The 1,851-nt window shown below is 68.8% G+C and carries 2 protein-coding genes; both read left to right on the forward strand.

Annotation, left to right across the window (positions count from 1 at the left end):
• Positions 1-153 precede the first annotated feature (153 nt).
• Positions 154-1,413 (forward strand): hypothetical protein, encoded by a 1,260-nt coding sequence (locus KDB67_RS22285; protein ID WP_291020743.1) that lies wholly within the window; start codon positions 154-156, stop codon positions 1,411-1,413.
• On the forward strand, positions 1,410-1,851 hold a 442-nt coding region (locus KDB67_RS22290; protein WP_291020745.1), incomplete at its 3' end, for a hypothetical protein. The genes KDB67_RS22285 and KDB67_RS22290, both read left to right, overlap by 4 nt.

Here is a 1,851-nt window from a genome sequence, read left to right on the forward strand (position 1 = left end):
AGGGCCCGGAGGCGGTGGTGGTCGCCGCTGTCGATGCCTCGGGGGCGGCGAAGTCGATGACCCGGCTACCCGGCTCGTACGTCGCGGCATCGCCGACGGTGTCGGGGGCGTTGTGGCTCAACGGATATCAGATCAGCGCAGGAGAATAGAACGATGGCGCTCAAGAAGAACTGGCAGTCCGGTGACACCGTCTACGGCACCGACCTCAACGCCATCGCCACCGTCGCCGACGCCGCGTACAAGAAGCCCGGGACCGGGATTCCCGAGACCGACCTCGCGGCCGCGGTCCAAACCAAACTCAACGCAGGCGGTGGTGGTGGTGGCACTGTGTCGTCTGAGGACATCACCGATGCCACGGCCGTCGGTAAGGGCCTGATCGTCGCGGCGAACGCGGCCGCGGCAAGGTCGGTGATCGGTGCGGGTACATCGAATCTGGCGTTGGGGTCGTCGAGCTCGACGGCGTGCCCGGGTGACGATGAGCGACTCTCCGATGCGCGTCCCCCGACCGCGCACACCCATGACGTCGACGACATCGACGCATCAGGGACACCGTCGTCGACGACGTACCTGCGTGGTGATGGTGTCTGGTCGACACCACCAGGCGGCGGTGGTGGTGGCACCGTCTCGTCTGAGGACATCACCGATGCCACGGCCGTCGGTAAGGGCCTGATCGTCGCGGCGAACGCGGCCGCGGCAAGGTCGGTGATCGGTGCGGGCACATCAAATCTGGCGTTGGGGTCGTCGAGCTCGACGGCGTGCCCGGGTGACGATGAGCGACTCTCCGATGCGCGTCCCCCGACCGCGCACGGCCATGCTGGTTCTGACATCACCTCGGGCACCGTCGGGTACGCCCGGCTGCCGGTGGGGACCGCCGCCAATACCGTTGCGGCCGGTAATGATTCCCGGTTCACCGATACCCGAACCCCGACTGACAATTCGGTGACGTCGGAGAAGATCGTTGACGGTGCGATCGTCAACGCTGACATCAACGCGGCGGCGGGCATCTTCGGCTCGAAGCTCGCGGCCGCGGTGCAGACCTCGCTCGGGTTGGCCGACACTGCGGTGCAGCCGGCAGGGCTGTCGTCGGCGATCGCCACCGCTCAGCAGGTGGCGGTGAACGCTCAGACCGGAACCAGCTACACACTGGTGCTGGCCGACGCGGCGAAGGCGGTCGAGTGCGCGAACGCGGCCGGGGTGACGGTGACGGTGCCGCCGCACGCCTCGGTAGCCTTCCCGGTGGGGTCGGTGCTGGAGGTGGTACAGACCGGTGCCGGTCAGGTCACCCTGGCGCCCGGCGCGGGCGTGACCCTGAATGCGGCGGTTGGGTTGAAGTCGGCCTCTCAGTGGGCGGTGATGACGCTGCGCAAACGCGGGACCAATGCGTGGATCGTGGCCGGGGACGTGACGGCGTGATCCCGGCGACCCGGTTCCGTGCTGGCCGCCGGTCGGTGCCGTCGGGTGAGGACGCTGAGTTCATCGGCTCCGCGGCGGCGTCCGCGACATCGGTGACACTGCCCGAGCATCAGGCCGGGGACTTCCTCCTGATCGTGGCACTCACGACCTTCGCCTCGTCCGGGTCGGTGCAGCCGACACTCCCTGCCGGGTGGACACAGGTCCGCGCCGACACCGGCGGCATCTCCAGCTACGGCAAAGCCACCATCGGATACCGGATCGCCGCTTCGGGGGCGGAGGCCTCGGGCACCTGGACCAACGCCAACACCGTCATCGCAGTCGTCTGCCGAGGAGTCACCGGCATCGGCGCCACCTCGTACGCCAACGCCGGCAACGTCGGAGCAACCCCGCTGGCCCGCGCGGCGGCCACGGTCAACGCGTCCTCGCTGGTGCTGCAGG

This window comes from Gordonia sp. (in: high G+C Gram-positive bacteria) (assembly GCF_020438995.1).
GTDB lineage: Bacteria > Actinomycetota > Actinomycetes > Mycobacteriales > Mycobacteriaceae > Gordonia.